At 61.4% G+C, this 15,801-nt stretch carries 18 protein-coding genes and 1 tRNA gene; 7 read left to right on the forward strand and 12 right to left on the reverse strand.

The features are described from left to right. Positions 1-36: 36 nt before the first annotated feature. A tRNA-Met gene (locus NKG99_RS07660) sits at positions 37-113 on the reverse strand. Between the two features lie 239 nt (positions 114-352). Between NKG99_RS07660 and NKG99_RS07665 the strand changes: the two genes are divergently transcribed. After that, positions 353-1,312, forward strand: coding sequence for a Gfo/Idh/MocA family protein (locus NKG99_RS07665; RefSeq protein ID WP_352865926.1), 960 nt, complete (start codon positions 353-355; stop codon positions 1,310-1,312). A 190-nt stretch (positions 1,313-1,502) separates the two neighbouring features. Here the strand turns inward: NKG99_RS07665 and mnmA are convergent, their stop codons facing one another. Beyond that, complete coding sequence (gene mnmA / locus NKG99_RS07670) at positions 1,503-2,693, reverse strand: tRNA 2-thiouridine(34) synthase MnmA (RefSeq protein WP_352865928.1); 1,191 nt, start codon at positions 2,691-2,693, stop codon at positions 1,503-1,505. 309 nt (positions 2,694-3,002) lie between these two features. Here mnmA and sciP point away from each other — a divergent pair, with 309 nt between their 5' ends. Next, positions 3,003-3,278 carry a CtrA inhibitor SciP gene (sciP, locus tag NKG99_RS07675; protein ID WP_013529904.1) on the forward strand — a complete coding sequence of 92 codons (276 nt, stop codon included), beginning with the start codon at positions 3,003-3,005 and terminating at the stop codon, positions 3,276-3,278. Between the two features lie 183 nt (positions 3,279-3,461). On the opposite strand, the gene NKG99_RS07680 is transcribed toward sciP, so the two are convergent. Beyond that, a complete protein-coding gene (locus NKG99_RS07680) occupies positions 3,462-3,866 on the reverse strand; it encodes a hypothetical protein (protein WP_352866095.1) in 405 nt (134 codons plus the stop codon). Here NKG99_RS07680 and NKG99_RS35930 point away from each other — a divergent pair. Further along, positions 3,793-4,584 carry a winged helix-turn-helix transcriptional regulator gene (locus tag NKG99_RS35930; protein ID WP_502910978.1) on the forward strand — a complete coding sequence of 264 codons (792 nt, stop codon included), beginning with the start codon at positions 3,793-3,795 and terminating at the stop codon, positions 4,582-4,584. The two genes, NKG99_RS07680 and NKG99_RS35930, sit on opposite strands and share 74 nt — an antisense overlap. Here the strand turns inward: NKG99_RS35930 and NKG99_RS07690 are convergent. Beyond that, positions 4,477-4,854: a hypothetical protein gene (locus tag NKG99_RS07690; RefSeq protein WP_056595903.1), complete on the reverse strand. Its 378-nt coding sequence runs from the start codon at positions 4,852-4,854 to the stop codon at positions 4,477-4,479. The two genes, NKG99_RS35930 and NKG99_RS07690, sit on opposite strands and share 108 nt — an antisense overlap. 451 nt (positions 4,855-5,305) lie before the next feature. Here NKG99_RS07690 and ctrA point away from each other — a divergent pair, with 451 nt between their 5' ends. Further along, positions 5,306-6,001 carry a response regulator transcription factor CtrA gene (gene ctrA / locus NKG99_RS07695; RefSeq protein WP_006203583.1) on the forward strand — a complete coding sequence of 232 codons (696 nt, stop codon included), beginning with the start codon at positions 5,306-5,308 and terminating at the stop codon, positions 5,999-6,001. Positions 6,002-6,107: 106 nt separating this feature from the next. Here the strand turns inward: ctrA and NKG99_RS07700 are convergent, their stop codons facing one another. Continuing rightward, positions 6,108-6,512 (reverse strand): response regulator, encoded by a 405-nt coding sequence (locus NKG99_RS07700; protein ID WP_352865930.1) that lies wholly within the window; start codon positions 6,510-6,512, stop codon positions 6,108-6,110. A gap of 237 nt (positions 6,513-6,749) precedes the next feature. Next, entirely contained in the window at positions 6,750-7,379 is a 630-nt protein-coding gene (gene chpT / locus NKG99_RS07705; RefSeq protein ID WP_352865932.1) for a histidine phosphotransferase ChpT, read from the reverse strand. 413 nt (positions 7,380-7,792) lie between these two features. On the opposite strand from chpT, the gene NKG99_RS07710 reads away from it, so the two are divergent. Together NKG99_RS07710 and NKG99_RS07715 are read left to right on the forward strand one after the other, a co-directional pair. Then, a complete protein-coding gene (locus NKG99_RS07710) occupies positions 7,793-8,329 on the forward strand; it encodes a DUF1134 domain-containing protein (protein ID WP_352865935.1) in 537 nt (178 codons plus the stop codon). 252 nt (positions 8,330-8,581) lie between these two features. Then, a complete protein-coding gene (locus NKG99_RS07715; RefSeq protein ID WP_352865937.1) occupies positions 8,582-9,712 on the forward strand; it encodes a coiled-coil domain-containing protein in 1,131 nt (376 codons plus the stop codon). Positions 9,713-9,714: 2 nt separating this feature from the next. Here NKG99_RS07715 and NKG99_RS07720 read toward each other — a convergent pair whose 3' ends face one another. The 6 genes from NKG99_RS07720 to NKG99_RS07745 all read right to left on the reverse strand — a co-directional run bounded on the left by NKG99_RS07720 (position 9,715) and on the right by NKG99_RS07745 (position 14,539). Next, on the reverse strand, positions 9,715-10,518 hold the full coding sequence (locus tag NKG99_RS07720; RefSeq protein ID WP_352865939.1) for a TrmH family RNA methyltransferase: 804 nt from the start codon (positions 10,516-10,518) through the stop codon (positions 9,715-9,717). Between the two features lie 167 nt (positions 10,519-10,685). After that, positions 10,686-11,030, reverse strand: a complete 345-nt coding sequence (locus NKG99_RS07725; protein ID WP_023760638.1) for an ArsR/SmtB family transcription factor — start codon at positions 11,028-11,030, stop codon at positions 10,686-10,688. Between the two features lie 155 nt (positions 11,031-11,185). Continuing rightward, positions 11,186-11,965, reverse strand: coding sequence for a HugZ family pyridoxamine 5'-phosphate oxidase (locus NKG99_RS07730; RefSeq protein ID WP_352866083.1), 780 nt, complete (start codon positions 11,963-11,965; stop codon positions 11,186-11,188). 34 nt (positions 11,966-11,999) lie between these two features. Beyond that, on the reverse strand, positions 12,000-13,175 hold the full coding sequence (locus tag NKG99_RS07735; protein WP_352865941.1) for a CaiB/BaiF CoA transferase family protein: 1,176 nt from the start codon (positions 13,173-13,175) through the stop codon (positions 12,000-12,002). Between the two features lie 6 nt (positions 13,176-13,181). Then, entirely contained in the window at positions 13,182-13,943 is a 762-nt protein-coding gene (locus NKG99_RS07740) for a 3-hydroxyacyl-CoA dehydrogenase (RefSeq protein WP_352865943.1), read from the reverse strand. A 62-nt stretch (positions 13,944-14,005) separates the two neighbouring features. Then, entirely contained in the window at positions 14,006-14,539 is a 534-nt protein-coding gene (locus NKG99_RS07745) for a GNAT family N-acetyltransferase (protein WP_352865946.1), read from the reverse strand. A 268-nt stretch (positions 14,540-14,807) separates the two neighbouring features. On the opposite strand from NKG99_RS07745, the gene NKG99_RS07750 reads away from it, so the two are divergent. Further along, positions 14,808-15,800, forward strand: coding sequence for a glutathione S-transferase family protein (locus NKG99_RS07750; protein WP_352865947.1), 993 nt, complete (start codon positions 14,808-14,810; stop codon positions 15,798-15,800). The last annotated feature ends 1 nt before the right edge of the window (position 15,801 follow it).

Below are 15,801 nucleotides of genomic sequence, written 5' to 3' on the forward strand. Positions count from 1 at the left end.
TGTGACACCTAAATCTATGATATCTTTGGATAATTTTGGTAGCGGGAGAGGGACTTGAACCCCCGACCCCAGGATTATGATTCCCGTGCTCTAACCAACTGAGCTACCCCGCCAGGGCGGCGAAAGGCCCGAAATCCGCCTCAAATCGAAAGGCATGTCGGGGGCGTTCGCCAAGGTCGCGCGGATATAAGGTTGGGAGGGTGAGCCTGTCAAGCTTCGAAGCAACCAGCTTGCCGGCTTATCGTCATTATCGAAAAGCTTTGTCGCCCGGAGATTTGGTTGCCGCCGCCGGGGTTGAGTTCGCGGTGGCACGTCGCTATGTCTCGGCCACGAGTTTAAGAGTTTGAAACAGATGAAGCCGCGCATTGCAGTCCTCGGTTGCGGATACTGGGGCAGCAACCATATCCGCACCCTCAAGGCGCTCGGCGCGCTGCACGCGGTCTCCGACACCAACCGGGCCCGTGCCGAAGGCTTTGCCAGCGAGCAAGATTGCCTGGCGATCGAGCCGGACCAGCTGTTCGTCCGTGACGATATCGACGCTATCGTCATGGCACTGCCGCCGCAATTCCATGCCGACCTTGCCGTGCGTGCCGTCGAGAGCGGCAAGGACGTGCTGGTGGAAAAGCCGATCGCTCTGACGGTAGCGGACGCCGAGCGTGCGGTGCAGGCGGCCAAGGACAATGGCCGCGTCTTCATGGTCGGCCATGTCCTGCGATTCCATCCCGCTTTCGAGACGCTGAAAGGGCTGATCGACAAGGGCGAGCTCGGGGAAGTCCGCTACATCCACTCGCACCGGCTCGGGCTCGGCAAGTTCCACACCGAGAACGACGCGCTGTGGGACCTGGCGCCGCACGATCTGTCGATGATCCTGGCGATCACCGGCACCGAGCCGATCGAGGTGCGCGGCGAGGGCGCAGCGCTCCTCGACAATCTCAGCGACTTCGCGCATCTGCACATGCGCTTTCCCAACGGCCTGCGCAGCCATCTCTTCACCTCGCGGCTCAATCCCTATCGCGAGCGGCGGCTGACCGTGGTCGGCACCAAGGCGATGGCGGTGTTCGACGATGTCGAGCCATGGGAACGCAAGCTTGCCGTCTACCGCCACGCGGTGTGGCAGGACAGCGGCCAATGGGCCTTCACCACCAATGAGCCGTCCTATGTCGGGGTTGCCCAAGGCATGCCGCTGACGCGCGAGCTGGAGCATTTCATCCACTGCATCGAGACGCGGGCCGAGCCGCGCACCAGCGGCGAGGAAGCGATCAGGGTGCTGCGCATCCTGACCGCCGGCACAGTCACCCACACCAAGTCCTGAGACCGTTTGGAAATTCTACTCCGGCGGCCATCTGGTGGCGTTTTCTGCGCTTCCCCGTTCTACTACGTCGACGCAGTAGAACTGTGCTCACGGACCCAAATGTCCGCTCCGCGCCGGTTCTCAAAAACACCACTATATGACTCGACTCGCCAGAGCGAATTTCGAAACGGTCTCCGAGAGGACGGAGCCCCTATTCAGCGGGAATCTGCGCCGGCCTGGCGGCAAGACGGGTCAGCATGGCCTCGGCCTCGGCGCCGCGCTCCGAACGCTCGATGAAGCCGCCGCCGAACACGCGGGCCTCGTTGCCGTCGTCGGAGTAGAGCACGCAGGCCTGGCCCGGCGCGATGCCGGACTCGCCGTCGACCAATTCCACCCATGTGGCGCCGGCACGATGATGCAGCACGGCCGGGCGCGGCGGTCGCGTCGAGCGAACCTTGGCGAATAGCTCCAGGCCGCCGCTGGGGACGTCTGCGAGCGGTCCGTCGCCCAGCCAGTTCATGTTGCGCAGATAGATCTTGTGCGTCTCCAGCGCCTCGCGCGGGCCGACCACGACGCGGGCGCGGTCGGCATCGAGGTGGACGACGTAAAGCGGCTCGCCGGAAGCGATGCCGATGCCGCGGCGCTGGCCGATCGTGTAGCGCAGGATGCCCTCATGGCGGCCGAGCACGCGGCCGTCGATATGGACGATGTCGCCTGGATTGGCGGCGGTCGGCTTCAGCTTGGCGATGATGTCGGAATACTTGCCCTGCGGCACGAAGCAAATGTCCTGGCTGTCCTGTTTGGCCGCGACCGTCAGCCCCATCTCCTCGGCAATGGCGCGAACCTGCGGCTTCGACAGGCCGCCGAGGGGAAAGCGCAGATAATCGATCTGCGCCTGCGTGGTGGCGAACAGGAAATAGCTCTGGTCGCGGTCGGCGTCGACCGGCCGGTAGAGCGCGCGGTGGGCGCCATTGGCGCCGGAGCGGATGTAGTGGCCGGTGGCCAGCGCGTCGGCGCCAAGCTCCTTGGCGGTGGCCAGCAGGTCGGCGAACTTCACCGTCTGATTGCAAGACACGCAAGGGATCGGCGTCTCGCCGGCGACATAGCTTTCGGCAAAGGGATCGATGACCGCCTTGCGGAAGCGCTCCTCATAGTCGAGCACATAATGGGGGATGCCGAGCGTCTCGGAGACGCGGCGGGCATCGTCGATGTCCTGCCCGGCGCAGCACGAGCCGGCCCGGTGCGTCGCCGCGCCATGGTCGTAGAGCTGCAAGGTGACGCCGACGACATCGTAGCCTTCGCGCTTCAGCAGGCCAGCGACGACCGATGAATCGACACCGCCCGACATGGCGACGACGATGCGGTTGGTTTCGGGACGTCCGGGAAGATCGAGACTGTTCATGATGCTTTCGTTCTACGCGGCGTCTCAATGCCAATGTCGAGAATATAGGTCAAGCTTTACCGGCGCGCCAGCGGGCAGGGCGATTCATGGGGGCGATCGATCCGCGTGAGGGGATGCAATTTCCCGGGCCAACCGGGGTTTCTTCCCCGGCAAACCAGGGTTTGCGGGCAGATGGTTCAAATGCCGGTGAAAAGACTAACGCGGCGTTCATGATCCTTACCTAGTCATTAGGGTCTGCTTAGGCAATTTTTAAAGCTGTGGCGGTAACGTGGCGGGGATTGGGTCTTTGAGTTTTTTGTAGAGAGTACGATGACCGATCTGGTTAGACCGAGAGTCAAGTATGTTATTGGGCCTGACGGCAGTCCTCTTACGATTGCCGATCTGCCGCCGACGAATACACGTCGCTGGGTTATCCGGCGTAAGGCGGAAGTGGTTGCGGCAGTGCGCGGCGGGCTTTTGAGCCTGGACGAGGCATGCCAACGCTACAAGCTCACCACCGAGGAATTCCTGTCCTGGCAGGCGTCGATCGACGAATATGGCCTTGCCGGGCTGCGCACGACGCGCATCCAGCAATACCGGCACTAGCAAAATTCGCTTCAGGAACGGCGATCGTGAGTTAAGGGGCGGCGCAACCGCTGCTCTTCGCTCGCCTAGCCCATCGCGATCTTCGCTACATGGACATGCTCGCCGACCCGCGGAGGGCGAGACATGATCGCGCCCCTCTTCTTAAAAACTGCGAGATGAAGGCCGCACCCAGCGATCGGGAATCTATTTCACAAACGAGCCAAGAAAGTTGTCGACCAAATCCTCTTTCGTCTCCAAAAAAAGACTTTCGATGGTGAGGTCCATCTCTTTTTGAGCGATAATAGCGTCGATCTGTGCGGTTGGGAGGGGACTGGCGAATCGGCAACTCAGCGCGTGCTGTGTTCTTTGGACCAGATAGCAGCTCACCAGTTCGGATTTATCATCACCATATTGCAGGTAAAAGTAATCCGGACTGCCGGAAAAGCTGCCGACATACAGCGCCGCTCCACCTTCGGACAGGTCCAGCATGCGAAAATTGTTGCTCTGTACTTCGCGCAGGCCATGTGATGGAAAGATGAGGCGAACAAGGAAATTGACGTTCCTTCGAACCCATCTGCGCTTTTCCTCGACGCCGCCAGAATGTTCCACGAGTTCTGTTCCAATATCTAAGAATCCAAGTATTCCTCGGCCCTTACTTCGGTATCTTGGGTTAGAAACCTTAAGGACCGATAAGCGGTTCTGCTCGAATTGGTTCTTCCCGTATGACTTCGCGAGCGCGTATCCGCTTCTTCAACATCGCCGATCTCGCTTCACGGTCGAGCGAGACGATCGCGCCGCGGGTGTCTATCTGGTGGTTTGCGCGCTGCGCAAAGGCCGGCTGCGCAATGGCGAGCTTGCCCGCAAGCTCGAAGGCATCACGCCGAAGATGCTGACGCAGACGCTGCGCGTTCTCGATCGTGACGGACTGGTGCGGCGCGAGATCTTCCCGGGGATCCCGCCGCGCGTCGAATATGAATTGACGGATCTCGGCCAGAGCCTGGCGGGGCTGCTTACCCAGATGCTGCTTACCCAGATACGGTCATGGGCGGAACAGCATGCACCGGACATCAAGATGCCAGGGCGCGGGCGGCTGCCGAATATGAAGGCGATTTGGCCGCCTAGGTGGCTTCCAGTTCTCTTGGCGACCTTGCCGCCAAGGCTGGGCGAGGTCATGCGCCCGCCGGGTTGGCAAGCGCCGGAGCCGCGTGCGGGCCGGGCTTCAGCCGATCATGGCGCTGCGGCCGCCGACTTCGGCTTCGCGGATCTTGGTGTCACGCGATTCCAGCATTTCCGCCTTGGAAAGCTCCGCTTCAGCTTCGCCGAGTAATGATTCGGCAGTGCTTCGCTGCTGAGCGAGGTCACTTTGCGAATTTCTGAGGTTGTCGCGGCGCAAACGCGCCGCCTTGGCGAAGGTCGGATAGGCGAAATGGTTGATGTCGGTGATGCCGGCCTTCTTTTCTTCAGCGGTGATCTGAAGCTCCAGCTCGACGGCCATGCGTTCGAACTCGGCGATCATCATGTCGAGCTGCAGCAGCTGCCGCCGCTTCTCATTCACCTGAAATTGTTTCAGCCGAACGAGGTTTTCACGTGACTTCATGATTCGGTACTCCCGGAAACGCACACCCGCACTTATCGTCCAAACCACCTGGAAGGGCCCAGGCCGCACCCGTGTCCACCGCCTTTCCCCGAACTATGGGAAACAAAACCCTAAAGTTTTTTGCCGGCGGTAACCATTCGTTTACGGGCATTGTTAATCATACGGGTCAGGACTTAAGGCCGGGTAAAAATTCCGGCCGCCGATGCGGAAGCGATGTCGATGAGTCCCTGGAGTCACTTAGTCCAGATTGTTGATGTGTTGCATTAGGATTTGGTTCTGAGATTCGTTATTAGATTCAAGAGGGTGTAGAAAGAGGTTAAAAAATCTGGTACCGTCATGGACGGGAAATTAGGTTTTGTTAACCATTTAATGGCAGCCTCTGCACAAGGCAACCACTGCTCCGGGTCCGGACGGGTCGTGAAATGGTCCGGCAGCAGAAAAGGGGAATGAAATGCGTGTTCTGCTGATAGAAGATGACAGTGCAACCGCACAAAGCATCGAGCTGATGCTGAAATCGGAAAGTTTCAACGTCTACACGACCGATCTCGGTGAAGAGGGCGTCGATCTAGGCAAGCTCTACGATTACGACATAATCCTTCTCGATCTCAACCTGCCTGACATGTCGGGCTACGAGGTTTTGAGGACGCTTCGCCTTTCCAAGGTAAAGACGCCGATCCTCATCCTCTCCGGCATGGCCGGTATCGAGGACAAGGTACGCGGCCTCGGCTTCGGCGCCGACGACTATATGACCAAGCCGTTTCACAAGGATGAGCTGGTCGCCCGCATTCATGCCATCGTGCGGCGCTCCAAGGGGCACGCCCAGTCGGTCATCACCACCGGCGATCTCGTGGTCAACCTCGATGCCAAGACCGTCGAAGTCGGCGGCCAGCGCGTACACCTGACCGGCAAGGAATACCAGATGCTGGAGCTGCTCTCGCTGCGCAAGGGCACGACGCTGACCAAGGAAATGTTCCTCAACCACCTTTATGGCGGAATGGACGAGCCTGAGCTGAAGATCATCGACGTCTTCATCTGTAAGCTGCGCAAAAAGCTCGATGCGGCGTCCGGCGGCCAGAATTACATCGAGACGGTCTGGGGTCGCGGCTATGTGCTGCGCGAACCCGAAGACATCCGCGTCAGCGCCTGAGCGAAGAACACGTTCTAACTTATTCAATAAAAAACCCGGCTCTGCCGGGTTTTTTGCGTGATGGGCTGATAAGCATCCGTTTTACGCAATTACCAGCAGAAAACCGTCACGCACTCTTCCTGGAATTGCTCACCACCGCCGAATCAGGCGCGATCCTCAAGGCGCTAAAACGCTCAAGCAATTGCGAACGGTTGAACGGCTTCAAGAGATAGCCCTGGGCGCCGGCGCGCTTGGCCCGCATGATCGAAGCGATATCGAGCTCGACCAGTGAAATCAGGATCTGCGGCTTTATCGGGCTCTCCATGGCGCGCACGCGACGGATGAGATCGACCGCCGCCACGTCAGGCAAGGCGCCGTCGACGACGATGATGTCGGGCATATCGGCGGCGCACATCTCCAGCGCGTCAAGTCCGCTGGCGGCCTCGATGATAACCATTTCGGAGCCGCCCAGGATACGTTTTGCAACCTTCCTGATGACGCTTGAATCGTCGACGAACATGCAGCGTTTCATTTCCGGGTCCTCTTTGCCGTCTGGCAATCCGGCAGCGTCGGGGGCATCGAGAGGCACCATAGGCCAATCCGGTAAAGAAGCCGAAAAGGCGTTAGGTAAAATTTTTGCAAAGATGGCGGCTGCTGACTTTTATTCGCGAATGCTTCAATGCCGCCTAGGCAACTAAACGAATTTCATGCCAATCAGCCGGAATTACAGATTTCGATGTAAAAGTACTTTGGCTTCTCGACCGCGCTATCAGACCGCCGCAAACACGATTTCTTCAGGCGTCGCGTGGATCGATATCGTCATACCGGCTTCGCGCGCCAGAAGCAGCGTGTAATAGGGTTGCACGGAATGCGCGTCGATCGGTTCTTCCGGCTTGTGGCCGGAATGCAGTTCGAGGAATTTCGGCGGCACACGCAGCATCGGGCCAGCCGCGGCGAGCGCGAAACGCGGCTCGGTCTCGAGGTTTTCCAGGGTCACCGAGAGCTTGCCACCGCGCGGAATGGCGGCGTTGGCGACGAGGATCAGGTTGAGCAGCAGCTTGACCTTGTTCTTTGGCAGCAGCGCGCGGGTCCCGTTCCAGGTCAGTTCCGGCTTCTCGTTCTTGAGGAAGGCGATGGCGACCGCTTCGGCATCGCCGGTATCGATCAGCATGCCGGCCGAGCCGGCGGCGCCGAAGGCGATGCGGGCGAACTGCAGGCGGGCCGAAGCGTTGCGGGCGCTCTGACGGATCAGCTTCATGGCGTCTTCGTCGGCGCCGCCTTCATCGAGCAGTTCGAGCCCATTGTTGATCGCGCCGACCGGCGAGATGATGTCGTGGCAGACCCGGCTGCACAAAAGCGCCGCCAGATCGGGTGCGGAAAGGGTGAACAGATCGGCCATCGGCGAAAATCCCAGCAAAATTTTACAATTCATGGCCGAGCGATCGATCGTCGCCTGCCCACACGAATCACGCTCTCTCTCCTCGGACTTTCTGAATACACAGCGTCCGTGCGTGCAGCAACAAATCCAAATTGTGGCTATGGCAAATGGCGTTCACGAAGGCTGCCGACCCCACTTGAGCGACCCTAAACAGCCTTTGAACCGCCATGTTCATGTGGGAGCTTAATGGTTGAAAAAGGATTACGGCATAGTTTGCCCGTAACAGTTACCCTTAACGGCCGGCTAAAAGAGCCGTACGGGGTGCGAGGCGTCGGCGAAGGTGCTCCCTGACGGAGATTGGAAGCATGTTTTCCCGATTCTATGGCCGGACTTTTTTCCGTGTCCCAGACCGGACGGTTGTTCGTGTCATCTCAATGGCGATTGCGCTCATGGGCGTTCTCGCCTTCTCGACTTCAGCCCTACGGGCCCAGGAATACACCGCTCAGGAGATTGTCGATTCCGGTCACAAGTTCTTCGGCGCGACATCGGGCGGGCTCGCCACGGTCGTCGAGAAGATCTTTGCTTCCTACGGCCTGCCCAACGGCTATCTGCTGGGCGAGGAGGGCTCGGGCGCGCTGATCGGCGGTCTGACCTATGGCGAAGGCACGCTCTACACCAAGAATGCCGGCGATCACAAAGTATTCTGGCAAGGCCCGTCGCTCGGCTGGGACTTCGGCGGCGAGGGCTCACGGGTGATGATGCTGGTCTACAATCTCGATGATGTGGGCAGCCTCTACAACCGCTATGGCGGCGTCGCCGGCTCGGCCTATGTGGTGGCAGGTGTCGGCTTCAACGTGCTGAAGAACAATAATGTGATTTTGGTGCCGATCCGTACCGGCGTCGGTGCCCGGCTCGGCGTCAATCTCGGCTATTTGAAGCTTACCGAGCGCGCGACGTGGAATCCGTTCTGAGCTAAAGGTCTTTGGCTTTATGCATGTCGCTAGCCCAAAACCGGGCCACTTTTGGGCGACAAGCGTTAAACCCGTCAAGTTGCGGCAAGCCCTTGCCGCAACGCTGGATTTCCGCCATGTCAACGTGGCACGGTCAAAAGCGCTCGACGCGTTTTTGGTTTTATCTTGTTGCATGTCGTTGCGCCAAACCGGTTCTCATTTTTTGGACGACATGCATTGGTTTGATGGTTGCCGTCCACAACGGGTAGTCACTTGGTCCAGTCGGTCCTGTTCTTCGTTCTCGGCTTTCTCTGCGCCGGCTTTCTGGCGCTTATGGTGGCTCCGGCCATATGGCGTCGCGCCGTCACCCTGACGCGTCGACGTATCGAAGGCTCGATCCCCCTGACGCAAACCGAAATCCAAGCGGACAAGGATCGCATCCGCGCCGAGTACGCCATGTCGACGCGCCGCCTCGAAATCATCGTCAAGGCGTTGCGCGAGAAGGCAGCTGAGCAACTCGTGGAGATCAATCGCGGTCGTGAGGCCCTGAAGGGGCTGGCGGTCGAGCGCATGGACAAAAGCCAGGCGCTGACCGAGCTCGGCGTCACGACCGAGGCGTTGCATCAACGCGAGAGCGAGTTGCGGCAGCTTTCGGAGCGACTCAAGGAAACCGAACGCAAGCTGGAAAAACGCGCGCTCGAGCTGGAAAAGCTGGAGCGCATGTATGACGACGCCAGTTTTTCCTCCAGCAGCCGGCAAATCGAGCTCGTCGCGCGCGAATCCGAAATGCAGAAACTCGCCAGCGACATTGCGCTGCTGCGGGGCCAGCGCAAGGAGGCGGACAGGCGCGGCCAGGAGATCGCGGCCGAAAGCAAGGCAGCACGCGAAGCGCTGAAAGCCGAGAAGAAAAGGACCGCTGAGCTCGACAAGAAGGTCGAACGGCTGCTGGCGACGCTTGCCGACCGCGAGGACAAGCTTGAACGCCGCGAAAAGGAACTGGCGCGCATGCGAGAAAAATCGAAAGGCGAAGACAGCGCACCGGACTTGCGGCTGGTCGGCAAGGCTGGCGAAACCGCCAGAAGCGACGACCTCGACAAAGCGATCGCCAAGCTCGACAGCGATCGTGAGCGGCTAGAGGCGAGGCTGACGGCGCTGGCGCTCGAGAACAAGCGGCTGAAGGCGGATCTCACAGCGCTGGCCGCGTCCAATCCCGCGGAGGTCAGCTCCGCCCTGCGCGAGCAGATGAACGAACTGGCGGCGGAGGTCGTCCACCTGACGGCCAAGCTCGAAGGGCCTGGCTCGCCGATCGACAAGGCCTTGGCGGCCCCTTCGGATGTACGCTCCGGCAACCGGAGTCTTGCCGACCGCGTGCGGGCGCTGCAGAAGGCTGACGCGACAAGCTGAAATCAGGTCTCTTTTGCCGAAAAATGATGCAGGGTGATGGCTGATGCGGCTGCGACATTCAGGCTGTCGAAACCTTTCGACATGGTGATCCGCACGGTGTGCAAGCGCGCGAGCAGGCTGTCCGGCAAGCCTTCGCCCTCAGTGCCGAGATAGAGTGCCAGGCGTTCGCTCCTTTGCGCATCGCGGATGTCGGTCCGCCCGCGTGGCGTCAGTGCGAATTGTTCGAAGTTCCGCCGGCCAAGCATTGCCATGAAGCCGGCGGCGTCGGTGAACGACGCGAAAGGGATCTTGAGCGCGGCGCCGACTGAAACGCGGATCGCCTTGCGGTAGAGCGGATCGCAGCATGTCGCGTCCAGCAGTATGGCGTCGGCACCAAAGGCGGCGGCGTTGCGGAAGATCGAACCCATATTGTCATGATTGGCGATGCCGACGAGCACCACGACCAGTGCCCCGGCCGGCAAGGCATCGATCAGGGCCTCGGCGGACCGCGGCGTCCCCTTGCGGCCCATGGCCAGGATGCCGCGATGCATGTGAAACCCGGCGATTGCGTCCATCACCGCGCTGGTGGCGACATAGACCGGAAGGTTGGCCGGCGCCTTGCGCAGGATGCTCTCGAGGCCGGAGAGCCGGTTCTCCAGAACCAGAACCGATTCGGCGCCAAAGCGTCCGGCCGAGAACAGCAGGTCCAGCACCACCTTGCCTTCGGCGACGAAGCGGCCTTGCCGGCCGGCGAGATCGCGCTCACGGATGTCGAGATAGGCAGCGACGCGCGGATCTTGCGGGTCGTCGATGCGAATAGGGTCCATGCGTTCCTCGCCGCCGTCGCATCGGCTCGAAAATCCGGGCCGATTTCCCGGCGCTCACCTTTGGGTTCGGAAAGCACGATGCGACAATTCGGGACGGTCAGCTAGCTCCATGCGCCCTGATAGCGCATGTCGGCTCTGAAATCGCCGGCGAGGCGGCTACAGGACGGTCAGGTTCCGGCACGGCGCAAACGGTGCGCCATCTGGGACAAGTCATCCTTGCCGCTGCCGAAAATGCCGTCCAGCATGACAAGCAGTTCGCGCACGGCGTCGGATTTGCAGGAATAGTAAATCATCTGCCTGTCACGGCGGGTGTCGACGAGGTCGAGCGCACGCAACTTGGCCAGATGCTGGGATAATGCCGATTGACTGAGCATCACCTTCTCGGCGATGGCGCCGACCGACATTTCACCGTCGGCGAGATAGCTCATGATCAACAGCCGCTTCTCATTGCCCATCAGCATGAGAAATTCGGCCGCGGATTCGGCGTTGACGATTAGCTTTGTCGAGACCATTGATGCCCCATGCTTCTTGTTCATCCCGACGCCATGGGGGCAATGGCGTCTGATTCCATAAACTCACTTGTCAACCGGCGCTGGCGATTCAGCGCCACCAGCAAAAGGTAGAGCATTTCATTTAAATCTCAAGTGTTGCTTTTGATCAAACATAATTAAGTCCAGTCTCCGGCGTCGACCGAGGCCCGGCCGCTCTTGGCCATCTCGACCAGAACGTGTCGCAATTCGCGCGCTGCCACCAGGGGTTGCGGGAAGAAAACCCGGCAAGTGTCATCACCCGATACCAGATCCATGCCATCGGCATCGAAGCCGGTAATGGTCCAGCCGTTGGCGGATGCTGTCGCGAAATGCCGGGCATACACGGCGATTGCGTCAAGATGGTCGGCGTTCATGTGATCGATGGCGGATTGCTCGCTCGCCGCAAGCTCCTCGACGATCGGCCCGCTGGTGAGCAGATCCGACCGATCGAGATGATAGGCCTTGCCGAAACCTCCATTGAGGCTGGCGCGTTGCGGCTCGAGGCGAAAGATCGAAAAGTCGCCGAGACTGGCGTAAAGTTTCGCCTTGGGATTGTGGTTGAGATAACGGCGCTCGGCGCGGGCGTGTTCGCTTGATCCGCGATCGAGCCGTGCCGCCCGGCAGACCAGTGTCAGGCGCGGGTGCGCAAGCGGGTCGCCCTTGCCGGGTTCGCCAAGCAAAAGGGAGCAGCGCGGATCGGCAAGCAGGGCGCCGGTGTGCGCCGAGAGCATCGACACCAGGATCAGCGGCGCGCCGTCGATGTCGGTGGCCACGCCGACCCTGCTGGCCAGCGGTGAGCCGGTTTGCGGTTCGATCACCGCCAGCGCGCCAAAGCGGGCGTTGCGCAGAAGCGTCTTCGCCAGCCGGATCGCTTCGGCGTCCGTCTCGCGGATCACGTCCTTCTTCGGCTCGTCCAAGGCATCACTCAATAAGTGGATTTTCTTTCTCCAATTATCTGTCAAACAAACCGGATTTGGCAAGGTCGTCGATCTCGTTTTTCGAAAACCCGAAACGTGCCAGCACCTTCGACGGGGCGAGATCGCTGTCGGCGGGCCTGATCGCCGGTGTCGGCTGTGAGCCGGAGAAACGCGGCGCCGGGGCAGGGCGCTCAAGTGCGCCCGCCATCACGAAGGCGTTGCGCGCCCGATTGTGCGGGTGCTGCTTCGCCTCATGCAGCGACAGGACAGGAGCAACGCAGGCATCGGTTTGGGCAAACAGCAGGTCCCAGTCGTCGCGTGATTTCCGCCGGACCCGATCGGCAATGGCCGCGCGCATCGGCGGCCACAGCGCCTTGTCGTACTGGCCGGACACAAAGCGCTCATCGAGCGGCAACAGTCTGGCGAATTCGGCGAAGAATTGCGGCTCGAGGCAGCCGATGGCGATATGGCGTGCGTCCGATGTCTCATAGGTGTCGTAGAAGGGGGCGCCGGAGTCGAGCAGGTTCGCGCCGCGCTTGTCGCTCCACAACCCGGCAGCCATGAAGGCGTGCAGGGGCGCCGCCAGCATCGAGGCGCCTTCGACCATCGCGGCGTCGACGACCTCGCCCTTGCCCGTGCGCGAGCGTTGGAACAGCGCGGCCAGCAGGCCGGCTACCAGCATCATGGCGCCACCACCATGGTCGGCGACGAGGTTGAGCGGCGGGACAGGGCGGTCGTCCGGGTGGCCGATTGCGTGCAGCACGCCGCAATAGGCGAGGTAGGTGATGTCGTGACCGGCGCGGCCGGAGAGCGGGCCGTCCTGGCCGAAGCCGGTCATGCGGCCGTAGATCAGCGCCGGGTTGCGCGTCAGCACCGCCTCCGGGCCGAGGCCAAGCCGCTCCATGACACCGGGGCGAAACCCTTCGAGCAACATGTCCGCGTTTTCGGCAAGGCGCAGCAGCAGATCGGCGCCTTCCCGGCGCTTCAGGTCAAGACGCAGGATGGCGCGGCCGTGGCGGTCGATGTTGTACTCATCCGGGAGCGGCAAGGGCGGCTGGCTGGTCCCCGTCCGTTCGATGCGCAGCACTTCGGCGCCCATCTCCGACAGCATCAGGCCGGCCAGCGGCACGGGGCCTAGCCCGGCCATCTCGATCACCTTCAGCCCGGCAAGCGGGCCGGTCTTGCCGGCAGCGGACGGGCCGGTGCTCATGTCCGTCTATTTCGGCGCCATGCGGATGGCGCCGTCAAGGCGGATGGTCTCGCCGTTCAGCATCTGGTTCTCGATGATGTGCAGGGCGAGAGCGGCATATTCGGATGGTTCGCCCAGGCGCGACGGGAAGGGGACGGCGGCGCCCAGCGAATCCTGCACCTCTTGCGGCATGCCGGCCATCATCGGCGTCTTGAAGATGCCGGGCGCGATGGTGCAGACGCGGATGCCTGAACGGGCAAGGTCGCGCGCCACCGGCAGCGTCATGCCGACGACGCCGCCCTTGGACGCCGCATAGGCGGCCTGGCCGATCTGGCCGTCATAGGCGGCGACAGAGGCGGTGTTGACGATGACGCCGCGCTCGCCACCTTGCAGCGGCTCGAGCTTTGAAGCGCGCTCGGCGACGAGGCGGATCATGTTGAACGTGCCGATCAGATTGACCTCGATCACCTTGCGGTACTGATCGAGAGGATGGGGGCCATCCTTGCCGATCGTCTTCACGCCTATGGCGATGCCGGCGCAATTGACCAGGATCCGCGGCTCGCCAAGCTTGTCGGCGACGTCGGCAAGTGCAGCTGTCCCACTGTCGGCGCTGCTGACGTCGCACTGGACGGCAATGGCGTCGATCTCGGCCGCGACCTTGGCCGCGCGGTCAATACCGACGTCGAAGATGGCGACGCGGGCGCCCTTGGCGGCCAGCGCCCGCGCCGTTGCCTCGCCAAGACCGGAGCCACCGCCGGTAACGATCGCGATCTGGCCGTTCGGGTTCATGGCGTCATCCTTTTGATCTCAGGAACAGTGGAACGGATCAGGCGCCAGATCGATGGGGAAGGTCAAGCCATCGCCGCGATCGCGGCAACCCTGGCCTGATCGGCGTGACAGACCTCGCCCGAGAGCCTGGCGACCGCGCCCGGCACGATCTCGTGCGACAGCAACCGGTCGAGATCGACAGGGCGCGGCATCGAAATCTGGCCGCGCGGGATCCGTTTGAAACCGAGCGGACCGTAATAGGGTTCATCACCGACCAGCATGATCGCGGGCGCACCGGTCTTGGCGGCGGCCTCCAGCGCGATCGCCACCAGCCGGCGGCCGATGCCGAGATTCTTGAAGGCCGGCCGCACCGCAAGCGGCCCGAGCATCAGCGCGCGACCGGCGCCGGCGGCGATGCGGGTCATGCGCACCGAGGCGACGACGATGTCGCCCTCGACGGCGACAAAAGACAACGAGCGTTCGTGCCCTCCGGCTTCGCGGATCTTGTAGGCGGCCAGCACAAAGCGGCCGGGCCCGAAGGCTTCGTCGTTGATGGCTTCGATCTGGAGGTCGTGCGCCGGGGTTTCCGGCAGGTATTTTACGTCGGCAAGGCTCATGGTCTTTGCGTTCCGGTAAGGAGGAAAGGTTTGCTGCAAACGGCAGCATTCGCCAGTCAGCGCTAAGCGCGGGCGCCCTTTCGTCGTCGGTCAAACCGGATCAAAGCAAAGTCGAACATGCGGATTGTCCGCTAGCATCAATTTTCCGCCGCTGCAATCGGCCGTTTTTGTCCGTCGTTTCGGCCAAGTGACGGTCTGTTCAGCACCTGACGTCTTCGACAGGCCAATGTTGCGCTTAAATAGGCCAATGGGACGCAAGGAGATTTGCATGGGATTGCTGGTTGAAGGCAGGTGGCAGGATCGCTGGTATGATACCGCGGACAACGGCGGCAGGTTCGTGCGGACGCAGTCGCAATGGCGCGACTGGATCACCGTTGACGGGGCGGCGGCCGAAGGCCGAACGCGCGGCTTCAAGGCCGAGCCCGGCCGCTATCATCTCTATGTCTCGCTTGCCTGTCCGTGGGCACACCGGACGTTGATCTTTCGCGCGCTGAAGAAGCTGGAAGGCATCATATCGATGTCGGTGGTGCATCATTTCATGGGCGCCAACGGCTGGACGTTCGTGGCCGAGGACGGCGCCACCGGCGACACGCTTTACGGCCTCGACTTCCTGCACCAGATCTACGCCAAGGCCGATCCTGACTATTCGGGCAGGGTGACGGTGCCGGTGCTGTGGGACAAGAAGGAGCAAACCATCGTCTCCAACGAATCTTCCGAGATCATCCGGATGCTGAATTCGGCTTTCGACGAATGGGGCGATGCCAGCCTCGATTTCTATCCGCAGGCGCTGCGCGGCGAAATCGACAAGGTCAACGCACTGGTCTATCCCGCAGTCAACAACGGGGTCTATCGCGCCGGCTTCGCCACCACGCAGGCCGCTTATGAAGAAGCATTCGGAGAGCTGTTCTCCGCGCTCGATGCGCTGGAAGGCCGGCTGTCGAAGCAACGCTATCTCGTCGGCGATCGCCTCACGGAAGCTGATTGGCGGCTATTCACCACGCTGGTGCGCTTCGATCCGGTCTATGTCGGCCATTTCAAATGCAATCTGCGCCGTATCGCCGATTACCCGAACCTGTCCAACTATCTGCGCGATCTCTACCAGGTGCCTGGTGTCGCCGAGACCGTGAACCTGCACCACATCAAGGCGCATTATTACGGCAGCCACGAAACGATCAATCCGACGCGGATCGTGCCCGTCGGGCCGAAACTGGATTATGGCGCACGGCATGACCGGGCGCGGTTCAGCAGGGCGGCGGCTTGAT

It is taken from the genome of Mesorhizobium sp. M1409 (genome assembly GCF_040317535.1).
Taxonomy (GTDB): Bacteria; Pseudomonadota; Alphaproteobacteria; order Rhizobiales; family Rhizobiaceae; genus Mesorhizobium.

Bases quoted from the DNA above. Each gene is read 5' to 3' on its own strand.
- NKG99_RS07720 (WP_352865939.1), bottom strand. From the start codon at position 10,518: ATGGACCCTATTCGCATCGACGACCCGCAAGATCCGCGCGTCGCTGCC.
- ctrA (WP_006203583.1), top strand. From the start codon at position 5,306: ATGCGTGTTCTGCTGATAGAAGATGACAGTGCAACCGCACAAAGCATC.
- chpT (WP_352865932.1), bottom strand. From the start codon at position 7,379: ATGGCCGATCTGTTCACCCTTTCCGCACCCGATCTGGCGGCGCTTTTG.
- NKG99_RS07700 (WP_352865930.1), bottom strand. From the start codon at position 6,512: ATGAAACGCTGCATGTTCGTCGACGATTCAAGCGTCATCAGGAAGGTT.
- NKG99_RS07690 (WP_056595903.1), bottom strand. From the start codon at position 4,854: ATGAAGTCACGTGAAAACCTCGTTCGGCTGAAACAATTTCAGGTGAAT.
- mnmA (WP_352865928.1), bottom strand. From the start codon at position 2,693: ATGAACAGTCTCGATCTTCCCGGACGTCCCGAAACCAACCGCATCGTC.
- sciP (WP_013529904.1), top strand. From the start codon at position 3,003: ATGACCGATCTGGTTAGACCGAGAGTCAAGTATGTTATTGGGCCTGAC.
- NKG99_RS35930 (WP_502910978.1), top strand. From the start codon at position 3,793: ATGAGGCGAACAAGGAAATTGACGTTCCTTCGAACCCATCTGCGCTTT.
- NKG99_RS07665 (WP_352865926.1), top strand. From the start codon at position 353: ATGAAGCCGCGCATTGCAGTCCTCGGTTGCGGATACTGGGGCAGCAAC.
- NKG99_RS07745 (WP_352865946.1), bottom strand. From the start codon at position 14,539: ATGAGCCTTGCCGACGTAAAATACCTGCCGGAAACCCCGGCGCACGAC.
- NKG99_RS07725 (WP_023760638.1), bottom strand. From the start codon at position 11,030: ATGGTCTCGACAAAGCTAATCGTCAACGCCGAATCCGCGGCCGAATTT.
- NKG99_RS07740 (WP_352865943.1), bottom strand. From the start codon at position 13,943: ATGAACCCGAACGGCCAGATCGCGATCGTTACCGGCGGTGGCTCCGGT.
- NKG99_RS07710 (WP_352865935.1), top strand. From the start codon at position 7,793: ATGGCGATTGCGCTCATGGGCGTTCTCGCCTTCTCGACTTCAGCCCTA.
- NKG99_RS07735 (WP_352865941.1), bottom strand. From the start codon at position 13,175: ATGAGCACCGGCCCGTCCGCTGCCGGCAAGACCGGCCCGCTTGCCGGG.
- NKG99_RS07750 (WP_352865947.1), top strand. From the start codon at position 14,808: ATGGGATTGCTGGTTGAAGGCAGGTGGCAGGATCGCTGGTATGATACC.